18 protein-coding genes and 1 tRNA gene are annotated in these 23,598 nt (G+C 38.5%); 12 read left to right on the top strand and 7 right to left on the bottom strand.

What is annotated here, in order from left to right:
• Nucleotides 1–294 precede the first annotated feature (294 nt).
• On the top strand, nucleotides 295–441 hold the full coding sequence (locus BC008_RS49635; RefSeq protein WP_161938144.1) for a hypothetical protein: 147 nt from the start codon (nucleotides 295–297) through the stop codon (nucleotides 439–441).
• A 90-nt stretch (nucleotides 442–531) separates the two neighbouring features.
• Here BC008_RS49635 and BC008_RS22620 read toward each other — a convergent pair whose 3' ends face one another.
• Complete coding sequence (locus BC008_RS22620; protein WP_058183851.1) at nucleotides 532–1,020, bottom strand: Hsp20/alpha crystallin family protein; 489 nt, start codon at nucleotides 1,018–1,020, stop codon at nucleotides 532–534.
• A gap of 416 nt (nucleotides 1,021–1,436) precedes the next feature.
• Here BC008_RS22620 and BC008_RS52485 point away from each other — a divergent pair, with 416 nt between their 5' ends.
• The 9 genes from BC008_RS52485 to tsf all read left to right on the top strand — a co-directional run bounded on the left by BC008_RS52485 (nucleotide 1,437) and on the right by tsf (nucleotide 9,635).
• Nucleotides 1,437–2,921, top strand: coding sequence for a tetratricopeptide repeat protein (locus BC008_RS52485; RefSeq protein ID WP_063800800.1), 1,485 nt, complete (start codon nucleotides 1,437–1,439; stop codon nucleotides 2,919–2,921).
• A gap of 313 nt (nucleotides 2,922–3,234) precedes the next feature.
• Entirely contained in the window at nucleotides 3,235–3,435 is a 201-nt protein-coding gene (locus tag BC008_RS22610) for a hypothetical protein (RefSeq protein WP_027844425.1), read from the top strand.
• 683 nt (nucleotides 3,436–4,118) lie between these two features.
• Nucleotides 4,119–4,194 (top strand) — tRNA-Gly (locus BC008_RS22605).
• A 729-nt stretch (nucleotides 4,195–4,923) separates the two neighbouring features.
• Nucleotides 4,924–5,391 carry a hypothetical protein gene (locus BC008_RS22600; protein ID WP_058183850.1) on the top strand — a complete coding sequence of 156 codons (468 nt, stop codon included), beginning with the start codon at nucleotides 4,924–4,926 and terminating at the stop codon, nucleotides 5,389–5,391.
• A gap of 158 nt (nucleotides 5,392–5,549) precedes the next feature.
• Nucleotides 5,550–6,257 carry a hypothetical protein gene (locus BC008_RS22595; RefSeq protein WP_027844427.1) on the top strand — a complete coding sequence of 236 codons (708 nt, stop codon included), beginning with the start codon at nucleotides 5,550–5,552 and terminating at the stop codon, nucleotides 6,255–6,257.
• A 74-nt stretch (nucleotides 6,258–6,331) separates the two neighbouring features.
• Nucleotides 6,332–6,739 carry a 50S ribosomal protein L7/L12 gene (gene rplL / locus BC008_RS22590; RefSeq protein ID WP_027844428.1) on the top strand — a complete coding sequence of 136 codons (408 nt, stop codon included), beginning with the start codon at nucleotides 6,332–6,334 and terminating at the stop codon, nucleotides 6,737–6,739.
• 11 nt (nucleotides 6,740–6,750) lie between these two features.
• Complete coding sequence (locus BC008_RS22585) at nucleotides 6,751–7,206, top strand: hypothetical protein (RefSeq protein ID WP_027844429.1); 456 nt, start codon at nucleotides 6,751–6,753, stop codon at nucleotides 7,204–7,206.
• Between the two features lie 227 nt (nucleotides 7,207–7,433).
• Entirely contained in the window at nucleotides 7,434–8,867 is a 1,434-nt protein-coding gene (locus BC008_RS22580; RefSeq protein ID WP_027844430.1) for a vWA domain-containing protein, read from the top strand.
• A 168-nt stretch (nucleotides 8,868–9,035) separates the two neighbouring features.
• Nucleotides 9,036–9,635 (top strand): translation elongation factor Ts, encoded by a 600-nt coding sequence (tsf, locus tag BC008_RS22575; protein ID WP_027844431.1) that lies wholly within the window; start codon nucleotides 9,036–9,038, stop codon nucleotides 9,633–9,635.
• A gap of 169 nt (nucleotides 9,636–9,804) precedes the next feature.
• On the opposite strand, the gene BC008_RS22570 is transcribed toward tsf, so the two are convergent.
• Entirely contained in the window at nucleotides 9,805–11,202 is a 1,398-nt protein-coding gene (locus BC008_RS22570) for a TldD/PmbA family protein (protein WP_027844432.1), read from the bottom strand.
• Between the two features lie 386 nt (nucleotides 11,203–11,588).
• Nucleotides 11,589–11,945, bottom strand: a complete 357-nt coding sequence (locus BC008_RS22565) for a Rieske (2Fe-2S) protein (protein WP_027844433.1) — start codon at nucleotides 11,943–11,945, stop codon at nucleotides 11,589–11,591.
• A 1,667-nt stretch (nucleotides 11,946–13,612) separates the two neighbouring features.
• Between BC008_RS22565 and BC008_RS22560 the strand changes: the two genes are divergently transcribed.
• On the top strand, nucleotides 13,613–14,044 hold the full coding sequence (locus BC008_RS22560) for a hypothetical protein (protein ID WP_161938143.1): 432 nt from the start codon (nucleotides 13,613–13,615) through the stop codon (nucleotides 14,042–14,044).
• Between the two features lie 132 nt (nucleotides 14,045–14,176).
• On the opposite strand, the gene BC008_RS22555 is transcribed toward BC008_RS22560, so the two are convergent.
• The 4 genes from BC008_RS22555 to BC008_RS22540 form a co-directional block, all read right to left on the bottom strand.
• A complete protein-coding gene (locus BC008_RS22555) occupies nucleotides 14,177–14,689 on the bottom strand; it encodes a TIGR00725 family protein (protein ID WP_027846380.1) in 513 nt (170 codons plus the stop codon).
• A 117-nt stretch (nucleotides 14,690–14,806) separates the two neighbouring features.
• Complete coding sequence (locus BC008_RS22550; RefSeq protein ID WP_036268388.1) at nucleotides 14,807–16,150, bottom strand: peptidoglycan-binding protein; 1,344 nt, start codon at nucleotides 16,148–16,150, stop codon at nucleotides 14,807–14,809.
• A gap of 188 nt (nucleotides 16,151–16,338) precedes the next feature.
• Nucleotides 16,339–17,487: a DMT family transporter gene (locus BC008_RS22545; protein WP_027846379.1), complete on the bottom strand. Its 1,149-nt coding sequence runs from the start codon at nucleotides 17,485–17,487 to the stop codon at nucleotides 16,339–16,341.
• A 440-nt stretch (nucleotides 17,488–17,927) separates the two neighbouring features.
• On the bottom strand, nucleotides 17,928–19,286 hold the full coding sequence (locus tag BC008_RS22540; protein WP_027845465.1) for a glycosyltransferase family protein: 1,359 nt from the start codon (nucleotides 19,284–19,286) through the stop codon (nucleotides 17,928–17,930).
• A gap of 271 nt (nucleotides 19,287–19,557) precedes the next feature.
• On the opposite strand from BC008_RS22540, the gene BC008_RS22535 reads away from it, so the two are divergent.
• Nucleotides 19,558–23,544: a magnesium chelatase subunit H gene (locus BC008_RS22535; protein ID WP_027845464.1), complete on the top strand. Its 3,987-nt coding sequence runs from the start codon at nucleotides 19,558–19,560 to the stop codon at nucleotides 23,542–23,544.
• Nucleotides 23,545–23,598: the final 54 nt, after the last annotated feature.

Here is a 23,598-nt window from a genome sequence, read left to right as displayed (position 1 = left end):
AAGGGAAGCTGGGGGGAGTGGAAAAAGAGGAAAATACAGATGAGAGAAAAGGATTTGTAAATTAGAGACTGTTAATTAAGTGATTCAAAACTTTTAGAATTCAAAACTTTTAGAATTCAAAACTTCTAGTATTTAAAACTTCCAATCCCCCATCGCTCACCCTTAATTACTTCCTCACCGAAGCTTTTCGTAGTATTGTTTTTTCTCCAAGAATTGCTACTCCCTTAGCCTCCCAATAATACCGATTAAAATAAATCCAAGTGTCTGAATATAAAGATAGAAATCAAATAACTAATGTTACACGGGGAAGGGAGTTATTGTGCAAAGGGAGTTATTGTGCGATCGCTAAATATTTTGAAAGCAAATACCCCAAAAGCAAATATTTTGAAAGAAATTGTTTTGAAAGAAATTGTTTTGAAAAATACACGTAATCGTGCATAAAGCTATTAGCACAGAGTAACCTTAGCCACAATTATGAATATTTAATCGTATGTGACACTTTATATTTTACGTCTTCATGGGAGGCAATTACTAACAATTTTCTACGTTAACTTGACAGTCTTTACTCGAGCTAGCCGAACTAATATTTACTTTGCTAACTTTAATATTTTGTTTTTCAGTTTTAGGTAGTTCTAACTTCAAAATACCGTTTTTATAATTACCTTTAACATTCGTATTATCTACCCAGTTTGGTAAAGGAATAGTGCGACTAAACATACCGTAACGGAACTCAGAGCGAGTTACACCATTCTGCTTCGAATTCGATTCTGATTTGCGTTCGCCGTTAATTATTACAGCTTCTTTGGTAACTTGTACATCCAAGTCCTTAGCTTCCACACCAGGAATTTCTAACTTTAAATTAATTGTATTCTCGGTTTCTTCCATCTCTGCAGCAGGTAAAAATGTCATTTGCTGCATCATGCTTTGCTCTTGTGTTGCAGATAGACTATCAAATAAACGATTCATATCTCTTCGCAAAGCCTCCATTTCTTGGAAAGGCTGCCAATGAATGAGTGCCACTATATTTACCTCCGTAATAAGTGTTTTTACTTTTATAGAATCTTATGTTCTTTCTAAATTCTTACCGATATTCCAAAGACTAGGCTTCTTTCACTAGAAATATAAAATTAATAATGGTAATAAAACTTTGGATAGATTATCTTACAAGAAATTTCTTACTATCCTGGTAATAACTAAGATATTTTTTCCGTTATTATTAATATCCCCATTTTTCACAGAAAATAATTTAGTTCAAACTTTTATTGTTTTTGCATTAGGAGAACAAGCCTTATTTTTAAAACAAAAAGTTCTCTGTAGCAAATAAAAAACTAAAGCAACGCCAAAACACAGAATCCTTTACAAGAATATAAATTTTTAAGACTTTGCTGGGTACCCTGACTTTATAGCATCAAGCAATAATGGTAGGTCTAGCATTCATGTCTCACAAAAATGAAAAAAAGGATCCGCATATTTACTTCTGTCGGAAAATAGCAATTTTGTGTACTTCTGTGTTTTTGAGTTTGGGTTGGCAAATATTTGCTGAGCGACCAGAAAGTAAACTATTAGCACAGACCATACCAGCAAATACGGATTTAAAAGCTGCTAGTTTTTACCAACAGGGAGTCATGCGTTACAATCGCAAAGATTTAGAAGGTGCTGAGTCTGCACTCCGTCAAGCTTTACAACGCGATCCAAATTTTGCTGCTGCTCGCAATTATCTCGGTAACATTCTTCTAGAAACCAATCGCTTGGAAAGTGCGGTACAAGAATACTCAGAAGCAATTCGCATAAATCCTAATCTTGCTGAAGCCTACTATAACTTAGGTTTGGCTTTACAAAAACAAGGGCAAAGCGAAGCTGCAATTACTGCTTACCGTCAAGCTTTGGTAGTAGCACCGACCATGGCATCTTCCTACTATAATTTGGGACTAGTACTCTACGAACAAGGTAGATTGGATGAGGCGATCGCAGCTTATCAACAAGCAGTTAACTTTGACAATGAAAATGCTAACGCTTATTTCAATTTAGCAATCGCGCAGCAAAACGCCGGTAATTTAGAAGATGCGATCGCAGCTTATCAACGAGTTATAGAGCTAGATCCGAAAAACACGCAAGCATATAATAATATCGGCAGTCTTCAGGTGATTCAGGGTCGAACCCAGAATGCAGTTGCAATTTACAAACAAGCAATTAATAATGACCCCAATAACCCTCAGGCTTATTACAATTTGGGAGTAACTTGGTACAACCAAGGCGAAATAAAAAAAGCAAAGTCTGCTTTCAAACGTGCTGGCGATCGCTTCCGCAGTCAAGGTGATTTTCAGCAAGTGGAAATCATTGAACAATTGATGCAGCAAATTACTGCAGAGAAAGAAAAACCAGTAGTACCAGATACGAGTGAAAATCCTCCTGTTGACGAAACTTCAAATCCTGAAGTCTTTCCAACCGAAGATAGTGTAATTGAAGGTGATACTAACTTATCCCAGCCTGAAAATGAACCAACTCCCTCTGCTAACGATAATTCAACTTCTGAAGGTAATGTAGTTGGAGGTGATGGGAACTTCTCTCAACCCGAACAAGGAGTTCCATCTGAAGTTGATGAAAATGCTCCTTCAGTTGAGGAAGATAGTTTATTTCCCAAGGGAAATGTGGATTTAGGTGATGTGGACTTAAGTGACGTGAACTCAGAAAATCAGAACTCAGAAAATCAGAACTCAGACAATCAGAACTCGTCTGAGCCAGTAATTCCCACCCAAAATAATGAAATGGTTCCTTCTTTTGAAAATGGTTTTAGTTCTGAAGATAATGCGGCTGAAGATAATATGAATTCATCTGATTCCGAAATTTTGAATCCTCCTCAAGCTGGTGAGATAAATCCTTCCATTGAGGATAATTCCAACATGGATCGGATAGATGAATAGGAAAGCAACGGGTGGAAGGAAGAGAACAAATAAAACACTCAAAACAATAAAGGTTTTGACGACGGGCGAACATATCAATAGTCGATGGATACCTGTTATTCATACTTCCAATATTGCTTGCTAATGTGTACTACATCTAATAAGCTGCGGGAAACTTTGTAATAAGGCAATTACAGCGAAAATAGAAAAAATTTATTCTGGGGTATTGACAGCAATGTAGTATTTAAGTAGTATATTAATAACGAGAGATAAAGCACTGAAGTTCTTCTTCAAATTTTCACCTCCCAATTATTAACTATCAGGAGGTTTTAAAATGATTCATGTTAGATTTCAAGGTCGTTCTTATGACATTACTCAAAGTCAAATTAGTTTAGACTCAAACATGAGTGATGTTGCGATTAAAGAAAGACTAGCACAGCATTTTGATGTGAATTTAATAAGTTTTGAATCTTACGTAATTGACCGCAGACCAAGTGGCGATCTGATAGTAAGACCAGAAGCAGTTTATGGTTAGAAAGTTTTGAGTTGAAAATTTAAATATAGAACTTGAAACTTTAAGCTAAAAACTACAAAATTGAAACTAAAAAAATTAGTTCCGCACCCTAACAGGTGAAGCTTACATACATTTGTTCAGAAATGAACATGCAGGTATGCCTTCGGCACGCTTGCGCTAACAAATCCCACCCTCTTCACTCATGGAGAGGTGGCCAAATTGGTATAGGCGAATGTAATATTCAAGGCTTTTCTAACTTGTGTGGAACTATTTAAAATAATAGAAAATAGATTTTGGATTTTAGGTTTAATGTATTGTTAACTAGATTTCAGATCAGTAAAAATCATAAAACAGAACCACGAAAATTAAATATATATAAGGCAAGCAATTAAATTTATTTGTTATTGATTCTATAAAAAAAGTAATATATTTACGAACATTAAGTATATAGCTTTTGTAAGTTACATAGAATCATAAAAAATTCACTCTGCGCCCTAACTTAGAAAGCCTACATACTAGCTCATAGGTAGAGCATTCGGCTATTAACTGGCTGGTAACAGGTTTCTCCTAGCGGAGACGCTTCGCTAACAATTCCTGTGTATGAACTCACAGCTTTATTAACTTGCGCGGAGTGTTTAATTAATTTTGATTTTTCGATTTCTCATACAGACATTTCATTTTGCGCCCTAACTTAAAAAGCTTACACACTTTGTAGAGCAACAGTAGCTCGCTTGACTTCCAATCAAGAGGTTGCAGGTGCGATTCCTGCCAAGGGTACCATAAAAAAAGCTTTTTTGACTTGCGCAAAATGACAAAAATGATTGTGAATTAATAGCTTGCACAAGAACGAGATAAATAAATAGTTTTACATAATTTCCGCGCCCTAATTTGTGAAGCTTACATACCATTTTTAATCGTTGTGGTATGGGTTCAATTCCCATCATCTCCACTAATGGAGATGTAGCTCAATTGGTAGAGCAAACGAAGGTTATTTTATAGCTTTGCTGACTTGCGTGGAATATAAAAACTACGCCTCGTATCCTAACCGATAAAGCTTACATACTTTTCGTAACTATAACGACCCTAAGGTAGCAGAATTCGGGTGACCGAAAGAGCGAAGCATTACAAGTCTCACGTTAGATGCGTAATGCGTGCCCACTGCTCAGGTTATCTTGAGTAAGAGCGGTAGCTATGTCACAGCTTTTTTAACTTATACGAGGTTTTAAAAATGGGATTGGCTATTGGGGATTGGTGATTAGGTAATAGAGTTTATCTACTATATGTCTAGCGCTGGTAAAAAAATTAATCTTTAATTATTAGTTAAACATAACAAGTACTGAAGAAACAATATTTTCATCCTGCGCCCTAACAAAAAAAGCTTACATACTAGCCTAGTAGTTGAAGGCGCTTGATTCTGGCTCAAGTAACTCGAAAGAGTTCGTAGGTGCAAATCCTATGTATGAACAAACAGCTTTTTTAACTTGCGTGGGGTGATTAAAAATCATCATCATGAGTAATAAAATGAAACCTTCAGAATACTATAGTTTCTCTTCTACAGGGGTCATTTTTTACGACTACAACAAAACAGAAACATCCGAGCCCTTTTGGGGTATTCTCAAATGTGACGAGGAAATAATTAACTATTACCTTTGGTTACTTTTAAGATGGGGTATTGCAGTTAATAAAGGCTCGCGTTCTGGCGCTCATATTACCTGGAATAGAGGAGAGAAACCTCCCAATTTATCTCTTTGGGGTAAATACGAAGGGGTAGAAATAAATTTTAGATATTCAAATTACTTATGGTGGGAAAATGGTAGGCATGTATGGATAAATGTTTACTGCCCGAAGTTGGATGAGATTCGAGTTGAACTTGGTCTAAATCCATTACACAGAAACGCACTTCATTTGACTATTGGTCGATTATTAATACCAAAAGATAAAATGAAAGTTTCACTGGAATATCTATATCAATATTAATCTTATTAAATACATTTATTTATATTTATAAAAGGTGAGAAAAATGCTCTTAAACTTTATTACAAAAGAGAACAAAATTTCTCTATTAGAATATCTAATTTACCAGTTAACCAATATCAGTAAAAGTTTAGTTAAAGACCCAAATAATAATCCAAGCTATGAGCGAACATCGTTTGGGAGAGATTGTTATTGAACGTCCCCGTAGTGGATTGAGAATAAGTTTAAGAAAGCACAGTGGTTATAGAAAATGTTTGGATAAGATTACCGCTGATGCTACTGAAGATGGTTTATTAAGTCAATATATCATCAAGCCTAGAAATAAGACTAAGTATTTCTCTGATCATCTTGGACCATTACATCGTTGGTTGCGTTCCAAAGTAGGACAGCCTTGGAATAAGGTTTACAGTGAGTTGTGTTACAAACTCGATCCAAGAGGACTCTCTGGACAGCATATTCTTTCTCATGTTTGGAGCTTTGTAGAACTTCATGTAGTGTTAATCGATGGATTACCTTACGAACGAATTAATGAACGTTCTTTGGCTAATTATTGGCGTGAAGCATTATACGTTCATCCAGAAACAGGTATTCTTTGTATAGCTCAGAAGCAGAAAAAAGAAGCTCCTAAAAAACGTGATGATTTATTAGTGATAGATAATTATCATCAGTATCAAAAAATTAATGATATCTGGTATTTGATAACTTTTAAAGACTTGATTTTTGATGCTGCTAGAGATGTTTTACTGAGAATAGTAATCAATGAAAAATTAGCCGTTAAGAATTATCATCGCAAAATTTACGCTGCAAGTAAACGACAGTGTAATAAAAAAGAAATTAAATTAATTAAGATGCAGCTTGCTCAAGCTTAATCAACATAATTGATAATAATTAATTTGATTTCTGCAAGAAAGTTTTTTATATAGATGGACTACAGGTTTGGATTGTGTCTAGCAAAACTGTTGTAATTTTAGAGCAGTTGAAAGATTTAACCCTACTTGAAACTGCTGAATTAGTTAAGAAAATCGAAGATACCTTTAATGTTGATGCTTCTCCACGTTCTCTAATTCAACCGTCAGTAATAGATGACTCTGCTTATTTTCAAATAATCGAAGATGAAATAGAAACTGATACAGTATTTGATGTTGTTTTAGAAGAAGTACCTCCAAACAAAAAAATTGCAATTTTAAAAGAGGTACGAGCAATTACTGGTTTAGGATTGAGAGAAGCAAAAGATTTCGTTGAATCAGTTCCCAAAACTGTAATATTTGCGACCGCTTATAATGAAGCTGCAAATATCAAGCAAAAATTAGAGGCTACAGGAGCAAAAGTATCTCTGAAGCAATCAGTCTGAAGTAATCAATAATGAGTCATGAATATGATGAATATCAAAATGGTAAATACCAAACTGAAAATGAAATAGAAGCTTTGGTAACTGCGTTCAATAATTGTACTTTGTCTCGAAGTGAATGGAATCACAGTGCACATTTAACCATTACATTGTGGTATCTCATCCACTATAACGAGCAAGAAGCAATTCAGGAAATTCGTAACAACATAAAGCGTTATAACGCTGCGATGGGTATTAAGACTACAAAAAATAGTGGTTACCACGAAACAATTACTCTGTTTTGGGTTTGGGTAGTACGAGATTATCTTTTGGTTAACCGTCACCAAGATTCAATATTGCAGTTAACAAATGGCTTAGTTGATGCTTATGACAACAAGTACTTACCATTGCAATATTACACTCAAGATTTACTCATGTCTTGGGAGGCTCGTAATAACTGGCTTCAACCCAACATAAAGCCTTTAAACTGAGATTTTTATATTAACAGTAGTTGTTGCCGCGCCCTCACAAAGAGAGCTTACATACGCAAAACTTCCACGTTTGCAATAAACACAAGGCTCCCTAAACTTGCGCGGTGATTATATAGATGATTATATAAATCACTCGCTGCGTGCGACATCTACTTCCAAGAAAGATGTAATAAGTACTTTCCATAAATTACGTCTTGAAAATTCGCTTCGTTTTAGGAGGTAGTAAGATGAATACAGCAGAACGCGATTTACGTTTGGAACTTCTCAATAGCTTGCTAACAACTCCTCATCGTCAGTTAGACAAAGTTACAGAATTCCACAAATTAATGGTGGAACTCGATCCACTCTTTTATGGACATTTGGCGGTATGGTATCAGCATAATGGTGATGTCCGCGACCATAAGGAAGTATTTTTAGGACATTTGCTCACAAGTAACCTTACAGAACATCGCGATGCAGGTTTTGTGATGTTGCAAGAATTCCCACCTTATCAAGTAGCGCGCATTGTAGACTTTATGAAGCAGCATCGAGGTAAAGTTCCTCGTTCTGCACGTACTGCGGTAACTCGTTATTTGAAAGCGCGGGAAATAGATCGCAAATTCTTTGATCGCGCAGCTTTGCGGGGACGTAAAGCAATGAAGCATCTGTATGCAAGTTTGCATATTAAGCCCAGTCAGCGTGCAGACAAGGTTTTGTTTAAAGATGAACCTCCAGAGGACAGTCTTGCATACATCCTCAAGCAGTTGGCGAAAGCTGAAACACCTGTAGAACAAGCTGCTTTAATTGTCGAACACAATATTCCTTACACCATTGCAATTGGTACAGTGAAGCAGTTAACACCTACTGTATTAGTAGCGTTAATTAACTCCATGTCTCCTCAAGAGGTTATTAATAACCTTAAATCCTTGCAAGCGCGGGGTGCAATGGAACATCCTCAAGTTAAAGCTTTGATTGATGGAAAGTTAGAGGAAGCAAGTAAGAGTAAGCGGGTAAGTGCATTCAAAGCTCGTGTAGCTGCTGACGTCACCCAGGTAGATGCTGCGACTGCTCAAAAGTTAGAAAAAGTCGCCAACGAACAGGTGAAAAAGCGCGGTAGAATTCGCAAATCAACTGCTTTGTTTGTGGATAAATCCGGAAGTATGGACGTAGCTCTGGATGTTGGTAAGCAAATCGCAGCTTTGATTTCTGGGATTACAGAAGCTGACTTGTTTGTTTACGCATTTGATACCATTGCTTATCCTGTCAAAGCTCAAGGTAAAGAACTATCTGATTGGGAAAAAGCTTTTGAACATATCTTTTCTGGTGGAGGTACCAGTATTGGTGCAGCTTTGGAAGTTATGCGTTCGAAAAAGCAAATGGTGGAACAAATCATCATCGTCACTGACGAGGGTGAAAATACTCAGCCATATTTTACCCAAGCATACACAGCTTATCAGAGAGACTTGGCTACAATACCAAACGTCATCATAGTTAAAGTGGGTGGTGCTTATGGCTATTTGGAAAACCAATTAAAGCAAAAACAAATTCCTGTAGACAGCTTTACTTTCAAAGGTGACTACTACTCTTTACCTAACTTGATTCCCTTACTATCTCGTCCATCACGCTTGGAGTTGTTGATGGAAGTGTTAGAAACACCGTTACCTGTAAGGGCTGATAAGTAGATAGATTCGTTGTAGAGAGACGTACCAGAGCCTGCGGCGTCGGCGTTTGAACGTATCAAGCGCGGATGTTCGCTGTAAGCGCGTGCAAACACCGTAGGTGCGGTTCAGCCTCTGGTACGTCTCTACATACCAAAATCAAACACCTACAATTAAATACTTAAAACTATGATGGTAGACATATCTGCACAACTTGTCCGGGAACTACGCCAAAAAACTGGTGTTGGGATGATGGACTGCAAAAAAGCGCTACAAGCAACCAATGGTAATGTTGAAAAAGCTATTGAATGGTTGCGTCAAAAAGGTATTGCATCTGCGGTGAATAAAAGCGAACGAATTACAGCAGAAGGATTAATTGAAAGCTATATTCACACTGGCGCTAAAGTTGGTGTTTTGCTCGAGGTTAATTGCGAAACAGATTTTGTCGCTCGTTCTGAAGCTTTTCAAATCTTGGTGAAAGACATCGCTATGCAAATCGCGGCTTATTCCAATATTGAATATATAAACATCTCTGATATTCCCAACGACATTATCAATCGCGAAAAAGCTATTGAAATGGGACGGGATGATTTAGCGAATAAGCCAGACAATATCAAAGAAAAAATCGTTCAAGGAAGAATTCAAAAACGCTTGAAAGAAATGTCTTTGATGGAACAACCTTATATGCGGGAGCACAATATCACCGTTGCACAACGAGTAAATCAAGCAATCTCCGTATTAGGTGAAAATATCAAAGTTCGTCGCTTTGTACGATTTGTACTTGGTGAATGAATTGTTGGTGAATGAATCATTAATGTACGAATCTCCTAGCTAAATAGAGGGAAGAAGAAAAATTTGTTTCTCCTTTCCTCTATTTCCTGAACTACCCCAACTTAACTCGGTCGGTATAAGACCCATACTGTAATGCAAGCAAGGTCAATCAATTACTTTAGTGCGTAGATTAAGCGACCTCTCCACCCACAACGACGTCTTTAATACGCAAACTCGGACCTCCGCAACCTACCGGTAAGCCATTTTGACCACCTTTACCGCAACCACCGGATTCATCCCAGTAAAAGTCATCTCCTATCGCTTCAATATCTCCTAAGGTTTGGAAAACATTACCGGAAAGGGTTACATCCTTAACTGGTTCAGCAATTTTGCCATTTCTAATCATCCATGCTTCCCCAGCACTAAAGGTGAACATTTCACCGTTGGTCATTCCACCCAACCAATTACGGGCGTAAACTCCTTCTTTAATATCAGCGAACAAATCTGCAACAGGTGTCTTTCCCCGTTCGATCCAAGTATTGGTCATGCGAACAATTGGCGCATAATGATAATCCAAGCAACGAGCATTACCTGTTGGGGCTTCACCTAACTTTCCTGCTGTTTCCCTCGAATGAAGACGTCCCACCAAAACCCCATCTTTAATCAATTGTGTTGTTGTTGCGGGGGTTCCTTCATCATCATAGAAATAACTCCCCCGATGTCCCAAAGGTGCAGCTCCATCAAAAATTTGCAATTCTTCAGGACCAAAGCGTCTTCCAATGGTCATTACTTCCAGTAAGTCTGGGTTTTCGTAAGCCATGTCTGCTTCAGAAAGATGTCCAAAGGCTTCATGTACGAATAAACCACTGAGAATTGGATCGATCACAATGGTGTAAGCGTCACCCCTAACCGATGGTAAAGATAGAGCCGAAACTGCTCTTTGTGCTGCACTTTTTACCTGTTTTTCCAAACCTGTTAAATCTTCATAGGCTTTGCGCGAACCAGTTGTTTCTCTTCCTGTTTGCACAGTTTCACCATTGCGGGCGGTTGCAGCAAAGCGCATTTCCATGTCAACCCAAGATTGTTCGATTAAAGCACCTTCACTAGTAGCAATAGTTACATTTTGGTTGCTATCTGCATAACGTACGGAAGTTGTAGTAATTCTACCATCCACACTTTTCAGTAAATCGGCATAATCAATACATAATTGTTTTTTATCAGAAAGGGCTATTTGACGGGGATTGGTACCTGTTAGGGGAATATGGCATACTGCTCGAATTGGTTCGATGGGAGCAAGGATAGTTTCCTCATCTCCAACCATTCGTGCAGAGGCGATCGCTTCTTCAATCCGTTCTTTTAAACTCGCCAACTGATTAAAACTACTTAATCCCCATCCTCCTCGATAACAGGCGCGAACTTGTCCGCCAACAGAAATACCTTCGCTGAGAGTTTCGACTTTATCGCCACGCAGCAATATATCTGTCCCCTCAGATTCTTCCAAACGAATCATCAAATAATCTACTTTGGAGGAATAATGGGCAATTAAGTCGGAAAGCAGGTTTTTAGTATCGGCTAATAAGGGAGGCATTGGTAGATACGAACTATCGGGGGTCAACTGCATTTATTGTGCAATTTTCTGAGCTTAGATGCCACTCTAATACCAGATGGAAACTGAATTTTTCTAGGTTAAGTCAGGGTAATTGCGAATATATTCTGGGAGTAAATGAAACTTAATACATGGGTATTTACTTATGCAAACAACTATTTCAAATTAATTTGAATACTATTTTTTACACCTGTAGGAAAATCAGAATAAGCAAATATAGCAGTCGACATAATTTTTAGGATGTTTTTCTATTCCCCGTTCTCTTTTCCCCGTTTCCTTTAAAGCAAAATCTCAAATCAAAATTTAAACTAAATCAAAATTTAAACTTAGCAGCCACCTGCAAATGCGATCGCAGGTGGAACTATATTTTATTCTTCCAAACCAACCAAAATATTTCCATCTTCTATACGGGTGGGAAATACAGGAAGTGATTTTTGGTCTGACATCTTACCCATCATAGAACCAACAACAGGTGGGAAAGTACACCATTCTTTAACTTCTCCACTGCGGAGATCGAAAGCACTACGATGCCAACGACATACAATAGCACCATCATCTGTAACTTTACCTTTTTTTAGGGATAGTTTGAGATGAGGACATTTGTTATCCACGGCAAAGATTTCACCAGAGTGATTAATTATCAGGATAGCTTGTTTGCCAACCTTGACAACTTCTCGCGCACCTGGTGCTAGAGATTCTTGAGAAAGAACTTTGACCCAGTTCACTATATTTACTCCTTTTAATAAATGGGACTTGAAAAACCGAAAATGGCAAACCAATTACTTTTTAACATTATTGAATAGCTTGGTTGCAGAAACTTATTTGTAAATGATGTTAACAATCACTTTCCTAGTAAATTGAGAATTTTTATCAATAAACTTAGGGAAACACAAGCGTTTATTTTAAGGACAATTTGGATTAAAAAAGGCAGAAGGCAGGAGGCAGAAGGCAGAAGTTCAATTAGATGGGGATTTAAACCCCAACTAATTGTGGACACCGTAAGACGGTGGGGTTTTAAACCCCAGTGGCGGTTAGCGCAGCGTTACGTTAGTAATAGGCAAGAAGTTTTAGTTTTTATACCAGGTTTTTCCTTCTGCCCTCTGCCCTCGTACTTCTGCCTTCCGCCGAAGGCGGATAATTAAGAATCTTACAATCTTGGTTTAGTTGCAAGTAAAGGTTTAATTTGTAAATATGGACACGAATTCAATCAAACTAAATCAAACTTTTGAATTAAATAAATAATTTTTCTCGATAATTTGGGTTAACTAGTCTTGTAAATTATTTTATAAATACTCATTATTTATATAGATTTACAATCATAATTATATTTAGATAACTCTACAGTACAGAGGCATAATTTATTCTTTCTAATTAATAATTCTTAAGATGATAATAATCGATTTTATGGATAGACAACTGCATAATTTATCCTATCCCAGTATTCGATAATATCTTTTAATACCTTGATTATCTCTGACTCACAACAAAATTAAAACACAAAAGATAATTTTATATTTGGCAAAAAATTAGTTTAAGTTTTGACCTAATAGCAGAATATAGCTGGAATGCAACTGTAACAACATCAGCTTTAACTGATAGCAAAAATACTACAATAAATAGTCAATTTTTTAACAGACAATCTACCAAGCGAATATCTCAAAAAAATTAAATTTTATGGAAAATTAGCGAAAATATCCCAAAAAAATGTATCACTCACAATCTCAAAATATTATATATTACCAAGCAATAAGTAAATAAGCTTAAACACAGCTAGCAAAATATTGCTTAACTAAGAAATACAAAATTAAATAATAAACGTTTCTAATTACTTGGTGATAATTGTAGAAACTACCTGCTAGGTCGTCTTTTTAATGTGAAACATAAGACTAAATTGGTTGGTAGACTAAATGTGGTAGTTAGAGATATTGCAGAGATTAACGCCGACACCGTGGGCTTATGCCTTAATTCATATTGTGTATACCTTATCAACGTGAAACTCCTACGCTACTAAATTAAATGTTTATCTTTTTATCATTTACAGTGGTTCAAATCTTAAGTAGGTAAATCAAAAAAAATTGTGTACGTACTTACTACTAAATTTACATATATTTCTCTATCATAAGCCTTTATCAACAGTTAAATTAATTCTGGCTAGATAGTTATATCTTTAATTAAAGTGTAATTGAAGATACGGTTTAGCTTCTAAATTTGATGTCAAAATTTGATTAGTAAAACAAGTATAAATGCCTTGATTCCGGATGCATCTGAGAATAGAAGTAAAGTTAATAATTTCCAACAGTAATTATTTAATTAAAGGTATTTTTATACACTTGTTAACTGCATCTATACGTAAGAAAATAGTATCTGAAAAATTACACTTTGTATAAAACAAGTGAGACACAAACTAAATGATATTTTTGTGTTCTTAGTTTCTTCTACAACTATTGTGACTTTAATAGTTAATCCTACTTTTGCTAACAGCCGTCCCGCTCAATGTGTTAGTCCTATGACAAATACACCAGGCAATATAAGATACACGGGTGATTGTATACCTCGTCCTTTATGGATAAACCCCAATTACGGTTCTAACTATGCTCGATTTATGCGCGTTGCAATTAAATCAGCTGTTAATAAATATGATTACGATACAGCAATCATTAATTTTTACAGAGCACAGGAAATCTCGGGTTATCGAGACCCTGAAGTCAGACGAGGTTTATTAGGAGCAGTGATGGCTAAAGCAATTAAGAAAACTCCAGTTCCAGGCTATTCTCATCCTCGGATTTGGTTATTAATTACTGGAGAGTATTATGATGAGAGGTAATATTAATTAGTACTTGCTGATTTAAATATTCATTTTTTAAAATTCCAGGGAATCATTCGTTGCGAATAAAACAATAAAACTAAACAATACACAGTATTAATTAATTTAGTATTATTAATCAGCTAAGTAAAGTTATTTTAGATTCGTGTAATTATCATTATTTAAAATCATTTCGATTATCGACATTGCTGCTTCAGGATTTGTCGCAAAATAAACAAGTTGGGGTGATAGTTTTTCAAAAAAATTAAAGTTCTCTTTCTCATCCGTAAGAAAAATTACTTTCTTATTTGCTTTTAAAGCCAGAGCAATTTCTGAAACTGTACCGGGACCAATACCACAAGCAATAACTACGTGTGAGGAAAGAACATTAATATTATTGCGGGCGCTACCCATATTGGTAACAATGGGAATATCAACAAACTTGGAAACATTCTGTAAGTTGCGATCAGGAAGAATTCCAACGGTTAACCCTCGAACTGATTTAGCACCGCAAGATGCTGCGTCCATTACGCCGATGTTTCTACCCCCGGTTAGTAATATCCAATCCTGTTTTGCAATTAACTTTCCCAGTTGATAAGCATTTTGTAGATCGATTTCTTTTGCTGTTTTTCCAGGTCCCATGACACCAATAATGATTTTTTTCATAATAGGGAAGAGAGAACAGCAGTACTCATATTACATATATTTTCGTAGTTGGACTTTAGCACTAAAATTTACCGTTCGCACTAAACTCACAACTACATTTTTTATTCTGAAAAATTCTTATTCTGAAGTAGGATATTCAATTTGATTAATTTCAGTAGCTTCTAATTCTTGAGGAAAGTCTTCCAAGTGATTTAGCGAACGAATACGATTCATCTGAGATAAAGCATATCGTGCTGTTTCCCGTACCTGTGAGTTCTCATCCTCCAGAGCATGAGATAGGATTTGACTAATTTGAGCCATCATATCGTATACGCGAGTAATATCACGAATGGCATTTTGTCGCACTTGGGGACTTTCGTCTTGTAATGAAATAGCTAAAGCTTGATTCATTGGTTTGAGAGTGCGACTACCAATTTCTGATAAAGAACCTAAAATCAAACTTCTTTCTTGGGAATCAGCGTTGACCATCAACTCGGTTAAGGGTTGAATCGCTCTAGAGTCACCTTCTTGTCCCAAATCCCAAATCGCTTTACGTCGTTCTTGGGGGTCGGGACTATGTAAATCTGTAATTAGCCCATCAACTACGCTGAATTTACCAAGATAAGAACTTTGTTCGGAAGACAACCATGTTTTTGATGGTATTGCTGTTGCTTCTTGTCCGCTAATGAGAGTTTCGTCTTCTGGAGAATATTTTTTTACTGGAGGTGCGATCTCTGGAATGGTCTCAGCAATTGTATTCAATTCATGTAATGGAGGTTGAATTCCGTTTGGTTGAATTCCATTTGGTTGAATTCCATTTGGTTGAATTCCATTTGGTTGAATTCCATTTGGTTGAATTCCGTTTGCTTGAATTATATTTGGCTGGATTCCATTTGATTTAATCCCATTTGTATTTGATGTACTAAGGTTTTTTGAGTAGGAAGGATAAAAATAACTAACTTCTTCTTCGTCTCTACGGGCAAATAATTTAATGATATAAAGAATTGCTCCCGTACTTCCCAAAACCCCAACAGCAATTAAAGACCACCCAAATATACCTTGTTCTTGTGCTGTGATATGACTCGATTGGGCGCTAGAACCGATAGAAGACTGGAGTCGTTTCTCTTTAAGTGCTGTTTCTAAAGCATTTTTAGTTGAAATACCGAAAACGCCATCAGCAGATAAATCCTTGGCTGACTGAAACTTAGAAACAGCGCTTTTTGTGGTTCCACCATATTTCCCATCAACAGAACCCTTATAATATCCCAGTTCTTGGAGTTGAGCTTGCAGAATTTTGACTTGTGCTCCTCTGCTTCCTGGTCTGAGAGGTAAAACTCCATTGGCGATCTCATCAGAACTTATTTGAGAAATTTTTGCACTCTCAGGCGCGGCTTTAAAAGGGGCTATGCTTGCACTACTAGGTTTGTACCCCAGGCAAGTAAGGCAGGTGATGGTTAAAATTAGATAATGGCATAGCCTCATATTACAATTGTTCTCAAGAATATCCGGCTTAATCCGGTTAGTGAAATTAAAAGTATGTTCAACAAACTTAACACTTTATACCCTGAGATATTCAAATCAAAGGGTACAGCTATTCATTATAAAGATGTCATCAGCTAACGTCTCTAACTGATATGTAATACGTAAAATGTATATCCTATATTCTTGATTTAGGGCAAAATTTCCGAGTCAGATTTTCTCACATTTACGGTTAATTGGTGAAGCTTTTTAGTTGAAAATTTTTGAAAAGGCTGTTTTTTGAGGTTTTTATTCTCATTTACTTTATTTTTGTGCACTTTTTTCTCATTTTCTGAAACTCGGGTGTCTTCGCTCATCAAATTTTGACGTTGGTTAATTAAGTAGACACTGAGTAGAGTTAAGCACACTCCAGCCCATTGCAAAGGACTAAGAACTTCACTTAGGAGTAAACTGCCGAAAATTAAAGCAAATACAGGAGTTAGAAAAGTTAGAGAACTAAGACTGGTGAGACTTCCACTGGAAGCAAAATAGAAAAATAATCCATAGGCGATCGCACTACCAAATACAGTTGCATATGCCAAGGCTATACTATCTGATGGTAGCAAATTAATCCATTGTCCCGATTCTGTGAAAGCGGAGATGCACCACAATGGTAACCCACCTAAAATCATATGCCATCCGGTAGCAGTTACGGGATCGGTGTAACGGATGACGAAGCGAATCATTACCGTTCCTACCGCCATTGATAATGCAGCTAATAGCATTAACCATTCACCGCTTTCGAAGAGCGAACGGGAAATCAACAAGATTTCAGAACTTGGACTTTGAGAAATATTGGTGGTTTGGGAGAAAATATTTAGTTGAGATATCTGAGAAAAAATACTTAAAATCCATTCGTCGGGTAAACCAATTAAAGCAATTCCGGTCACCCCTAACATTAGTCCGAGCCATCCCCATAAACCAATCTGTTCTTGGAATAACCAGCAAGACAATAACGCTACAGCTAAGGGTTGGGAGTCAATCATCACCGAACCCAAACCAGCACCTGTTTTAACTAAACCTTCTGCCAAAAATCCTTGAAATAATGCTCCATCTATCAGAGCAAATAAAATAATCCACAACCATCCTTTCCAAGTTTTGGGTTGGGGTCTACCCATAATTGCTGCGACGATCAAAATTAGCACGCCAGCAGGGAGTATTCGCAATCCAGCGAGAAATAACGGCGTTGTGTGGGGAATTACTCCTTTCATTGCTACCATCGCCGTACCCCACAGGAAAAACGGGGAAATTAGAAGCAGTGGAGCAAAGGGGAGTCGGGATACACGCTCGTTAATTTGCATGGTATTGCTGATACCGTTTGGTAACAAACGAAGAAACTAAACCTAACTAATTTTAACTAATTATGTCGTTTTGTGAAGGAATAAATACTCAGGAGTCAGAAGTCAGGAGTCAGGAGTCAGGAGTCAGGAGTCAGGAGTCAGGAGTCAGAAGTCAGAAGTCAGGAGTCAGGAGTTAGGAGTTAGGAGTCAGGAGTCAGAAGTCAGGAGTCAGGAGTTAGGAGTTAGGAGTCAGGAGTCAGGAGTCAGGAGTCAGGAGTCAGGAGTCAGGAGTCAGGAGTCAGAAGTCAGAAGTCAGGAGTCAGAAATTACTCATTATTGTGCGCTGTAGACACTAAAGTTGTCTGTGCTTACGCCCCGCTATAGCTATAGCTGCGCTACCTACAGATCGCTAACAGTTAACAGTTATCAGTCACTAATCGCCAATCCCCAATCCCCAATCCCTAATCCCCAATCCCCAATTTCTCAATTTCCTCCTCAACCATATTTGCTAATTTTGCTGCTGCTCCTGCTTCTCCGCGAATGCTTTGCAGTTGCGATCGCATTTGTGCTAGTTTTTCTGGATTTTCTAAGTAGTCTAAAACCATTTCCCCAATTTCCTCGGGTTGAAGTTTGCCTACTAATTCTGGTACAACTTCCTTACCTGCCCAAATGTTAGGCCATGCTAATAAGCCTTTTTTACGCAGGAAAAACCAATTGATTGTTTTGGCAATACTAGAACCAATAAATGGTAAATTTGCCAATATTCCCGGTACTCCATCCCAAGAACGCATTGCGTCCAGTTGCTGTGTGGGTAATAATACAATCATAGGTATTGCTAGAGAACCTATTTCAGCAGTATTTGCACCTACAGTAGTTAAGCAAATTTGGCATTGAGATAAAATTTCGTAGGCTGGATGCTGATTCCAAAGTTCTATGGTGACGCAGTTTGCTGTTTTAAGTTTTGGCTTTTCCAAGTTAATTTCTGGTCGAAATTCTGAATTAATTTCTGAATTAATTTCTGAACTAGTTTCTACGATAATTTTTGGTTCGTGATTAAGTATTTTTGCTGAGACATCCCCAAAAATTTTTGTGAAGGGATTTTTTTCGGGATTTGCAAAACTTTCTAGGGTTTCTAAATCTAATGTCGGCGCAACGGGAAGTATAAATTCCGTTTGCGGACGCTTTCTGTGAATATATTCCGCGATCGCTAAACTTAATGGTACCCCCTGGGTTAATTTTGCCGCCTTTGAACCGGGAAGGAAAGCAATTATTTCTTTGGCTTTTACTTTTTGATTGGCAAATTTATCTTTTTCATGGGAGAATGACAAATCACTATTTGCTTCTTGCATTAGGTCGCCAACCACAGTGAATTTATCAGCATATTTGGGATCTATTTTGGCTGAAACTTCTGCTTTCATGACGCCAAAGCGATCGATTAAATTATGCCAGCGCGCCTCCCATTCAGCATAAACTATCGTCCGATAACCCAGTCTTTTCCCAATAATTGCAGCAAAAAACTGATCCCCACCCAGGAAAATAACTATTCCTTTTTTGCGCCATTGCCAATTTTGCTCTGTTTTTCCCCAAACCAAAAACCGAAGGAAATGCTTTGCATCCTGAGTTCTATCCACTTCCGGATAGGAATTCGCGATCGCAGCTTCTTTTCCACTGGCGTTGGGACAAGGAGACAAAATTACGGAAATTCTTAGTTTGCTTGGATCTTTTCCTAGCTTTCGTCTTAATTCCCTAACTACTGGTCGCACCCAAGTGGTTATTTCCCCTGGTCCATTGGAAAGAATTAGAACATCTACGTTTTCCATTATTTTTAATTTAATAATTTGATTTTAATATTTTGAATTTGATAGATTTTCCCGGAATTCCACATAAAATCAGCCTTATTCGTGTTTACAAAAATACATATTTTGTGAGTAAATGCTAATGCAGTATGCAAATAAATATTAATTTATGTTTCGGAATTTATATCGTTTTGTGTCAGATAATCTACAAAAGCAGAATTTGGGAGTTATTTTCTGATAAAAAGACTGATATTGCCGAGCATAGAGAACACGCATCAAAAGGAGCCTCGTTAGCATGTTCACCCACGTCAAGTCCACCATCAGACATATCGCGCCAGAAAATCTCGGGGGGCGACATTTAATTAAGGTGGTCTATGTCGTGCTAGAGTCCCAGTATCAGAGCGCACTCTCCCAAGCGGTAAGAGTAATTAACGCCAATAACCCTAATTTAGCGATCGAAGTTAGTGGTTATTTGATCGAGGAACTCCGAGACCAAGAGAACTATGAGGAGTTCAAGCGCGATATAGAAACTGCCAACGTTTTCATCGCCTCGCTGATTTTTATCGAAGATTTAGCCCAAAAATTAGCGGAAGCGGTCAAGCCACACCGCGACAATTTAGATGTTGCAGTGGTTTTCCCTTCCATGCCAGAAGTTATGCGCCTCAATAAAATGGGTAGCTTTTCTTTGGCACAATTGGGACAATCCAAGAGTGCAATAGCACAATTCATGCGTAAGCGCAAGGAAAAGTCTGGTGCTTCTTTTCAAGATGGAATGCTCAAGTTACTGCGGACGTTACCGCAAGTTTTGAAGTTCCTTCCGATGGATAAAGCCCAGGATGCTAGGAATTTTATGCTTAGTTTTCAGTATTGGTTGGGTGGTTCCCCAGAAAATCTGGAAAACTTCTTGCTGATGCTGGCTGATAAATATGTATTAAAAGATGTAGAGACGTTCCATGGAACGTCTCTACAATATGAGCAACCTGTTGTTTATCCCGATATGGGGATATGGCATCCTTTAGCCACCACAATGTATGAGGATGTTAAGGAATACCTCAATTGGTACAGCAGCCGCAAAGATATTTCTCAAGATTTAAAAGATCCTTTAGCACCTTGTGTGGGTTTGGTATTACAGCGTACCCATTTGGTTACCGGTGATGATGCCCATTATGTGGCAATTGTCCAGGAATTGGAATCCATGGGGGCGCGGGTTGTGCCAGTTTTCGCTGGCGGTTTGGACTTTTCCAAGCCTGTGGATGCTTACTTCTACGATTCGGCGACCAATAGCTCGTTGGTTGATGCTGTAGTATCCCTGACGGGTTTTGCTCTGGTAGGTGGACCTGCAAGACAAGATCATCCCAAAGCAATTGAATCTCTCAAGCGCTTAAATCGCCCTTATATGGTAGCCTTACCTTTGGTTTTCCAAACCACTGAGGAGTGGATGGATAGCGATTTAGGTTTGCATCCCATTCAGGTGGCGTTGCAAATTGCCATTCCGGAGTTAGATGGGGCGATTGAACCGATTATTTTGTCGGGTAGGGATGGTACCACCGGTAAAGCGATCGCACTGCAGGATCGGGTAGAAGCTGTTGCTGGTAGAGCGTTAAAATGGGCGAGTTTGCGTCGCAAGCCCAAGCTAGATAAGAAGGTAGCAATTACTGTATTTAGTTTCCCACCGGATAAAGGTAATGTGGGAACGGCTGCGTATCTGGACGTGTTTGGTTCCATTTACGAGGTAATGAAAGCCCTGAAGAATAATGGCTATGATTTACCGGAATTACCTGGTAGCGCCAAAGAGTTAATGGAAGAGGTAATTCATGACGCCCAAGCCCAGTATGCTAGCCCCGAACTAAATATTGCTTACCGGATGTCGGTTCCTGAATATGAAGAATTGACACCATACTCCCAGCGTTTGGAAGAAAACTGGGGTCCACCACCAGGACATCTCAACAGCGATGGACAAAATCTGTTGGTTTACGGTAAGTCATTCGGTAATGTATTTATTGGGGTACAACCAACTTTCGGTTATGAAGGCGACCCGATGCGGTTGTTGTTCTCTCGCTCTGCAAGTCCCCACCACGGTTTTGCTGCTTATTACACCTACCTAGAAAGAATTTGGGGTGCTGATGCGGTACTACACTTTGGAACCCACGGTTCCTTGGAATTTATGCCCGGGAAGCAAATGGGTATGTCCAATGAGTGTTACCCAGATAACTTAATTGGTAGCATTCCCAATCTGTATTATTACGCAGCCAATAATCCTAGTGAAGCCACAATTGCTAAGCGTCGCAGCTACGCCGAGACAATTTCCTATTTGACTCCCCCGGCGGAAAATGCAGGTTTATACAAGGGGTTAAAAGAACTCAGCGAGTTAATTGCTTCCTACCAAACCCTGAAAGATTCCGGTCGCGGTATTCCCATTGTTAATACCATCATGGATAAATGCCGGATGGTAAATCTAGATAAAGATATTGACCTCCCGGAAACTGACGCCAAGGATATGAGTTCCGAAGAGCGGGATAATATCGTCGGGATTGTATACCGCAAGTTAATGGAAATCGAATCGCGACTTCTACCTTGTGGATTGCACGTTGTCGGAAAACCTCCTAGTGCAGAAGAAGCGATCGCAACTCTGGTAAATATCGCCGGTTTGGATCGTTCCGAAGAAGGAATCAAGAGTTTGCAAAGGATTATCGCCGAAAGTATTGATCGCGATATCGAAGAAATTTACCGCAACAGTGACAAAGGCGTTTTAGAAGACGTCCAATTGTTGCAAGACATTACCATGCTTACTCGCGAAACCGTTGGTTCCATGGTCAGAGCGCAAATCGACGCCGAAGGTAGGGTTTCCCTAGTTTCCAAGTTGAATTTCTTAAATATGGGTAAAAAAGAACCTTGGATCGAAGTACTGCACAATGCAGGTTACACCAAGGTAGATAAGGAAGCCATCAAACCCTTATTTGAATACTTGGAATTCTGCTTACAGCAAGTTTGCGCCGACAATGAATTGGGAGCATTACTCAAAGGTTTAGAAGGTGAATATGTTCTTCCTGGACCCGGTGGCGACCCAATCCGCAATCCTGATGTATTACCCACCGGTAAAAATATTCACGCCCTCGACCCCCAAGCAATACCCACCCAAGCAGCGGTACAGTCAGCGAAAATCGTTGTGGAACGCTTGCTAGAAAGGCAAATGCGGGAGAACGGCGGTAACTATCCCGAAACAATTGCTTGTGTACTTTGGGGTACCGACAATATAAAAACCTACGGGGAATCACTCGCCCAAATTATGTGGATGGTAGGGGTGCGTCCAGTTCCCGATGCTTTGGGAAGGGTTAATAAACTAGAGTTAATTCCTTTGGAAGAGTTGGGACGTCCCAGAATTGACGTAGTAATTAACTGTTCTGGAGTATTCCGCGACCTGTTCATTAACCAAATGAACCTGCTCGATCAAGCGGTGAAAATGGCTGCGGAAGCAGAAGAACCCTTGGAAATGAACTTTGTCCGCAAACATGCAATGGAACAAGCGGAAGAATTGGGAATTAATATACGTCAAGCAGCTACCCGCGTATTTTCCAATGCATCCGGTTCCTATTCATCTAACATCAACTTAGCGGTAGAAAACAGCAGTTGGGAAAGCGAACAAGAGTTACAGGAAATGTACCTCAAACGTAAATCCTTTGCTTTCAGTGCTGATAACCCTGGAATGATGGAAAATTCCCGGAAAATCTTTGAAACTACTTTGAAGACAGCTGAAGTTACTTTCCAAAATCTGGACTCCAGCGAAATTAGCTTAACTGATGTTTCCCACTACTACGATTCTGACCCCACCAAGGTAGTTGCTAGTTTGCGGGAAGACGGTAAAATGCCAGCTTCTTACATGGCAGATACCACCACAGCAAATGCTCAGGTGCGTACCTTATCGGAAACCGTGCGTTTGGATTCTCGGACTAAATTATTGAATCCTAAATGGTATGAAGGAATGCTTTCCCACGGTTATGAAGGGGTGCGGGAATTATCGAAACGGTTGGTTAATACCGTTGGTTGGAGTGCTACTTCGGGTTCCGTTGATAACTGGATCTATGAAGATGCGAACGACACCTTTATGAAAGATCGGGAAATGCAGGAAAGGTTGCTCAACCTGAATCCTAATTCTTTCCGCAAGATGGTGACAACTTTGTTGGAAGCTAATGGTCGGGGTTACTGGGAAACCAGTGATGAGAATTTGGAGTTACTGCAACAGTTGTATCAGGAAGCTGAGGATCGGATTGAAGGGATTGAGTAGTTGATTACCGAATCGGTTATAAATTCTGTAGAAATCAACATTGTAGGGATGTTC

Source organism: Mastigocoleus testarum BC008, from assembly GCF_001456025.1.
GTDB classification, from domain to species: Bacteria; Cyanobacteriota; Cyanobacteriia; order Cyanobacteriales; family Nostocaceae; genus Mastigocoleus; species Mastigocoleus testarum.
Note: the sequence above shows the minus strand (reverse complement) of the source record. Positions and strands in the feature narration are given on the sequence as shown.